This window comes from Rhizobium sp. 10N414 (assembly GCF_056394785.1).
The window spans coordinates 1-398 of record NZ_JBFTIN010000123.1; the positions used below are offsets into that span (position 1 = coordinate 1).

At 58.4% G+C, this 398-nt stretch carries 1 protein-coding gene; it reads left to right on the forward strand.

What is annotated here, in order from left to right; all coding sequences use genetic code 11:
- Positions 1-398: LysR family substrate-binding domain-containing protein (locus AC1DE4_RS31885; protein WP_477884772.1), on the forward strand; the 398-nt coding region annotated here is incomplete at both ends.

Below are 398 nucleotides of genomic sequence, written 5' to 3' on the forward strand. Positions count from 1 at the left end.
CTTGCCAAGATCGCCCGCAAGTATCCCGATGTCCGCATCCATATCGCGTCTGGCAATACCGGCGAGATCATCCGCGGCCTGGAGACCGGCCAGCTCAATTTAGGCTTCATCCGCCCGGTGGAAAACATCGGCTCSTTGCGCTTCGTCTCGCTTGCGCATGAGCGCTACTACCTGGCGGTTGGCCATGCCAATCCGCTGGTAGCCAGGGAGGAGATCAGCATCGATGATCTGCGCACCCAGAAGATCATCGCCTTCAACCGGCAGAACCTGTCGTTTTCGGAACGCTACTTCAATGAGAAGTTCGCCGAATACGACCTCACCGCCAACATTGCCTTCAGCTGCGATGACACCTATGCGCTGGTGTCGCTGGTCTCTGCCGGGCTTGGCATCGGCTTTGC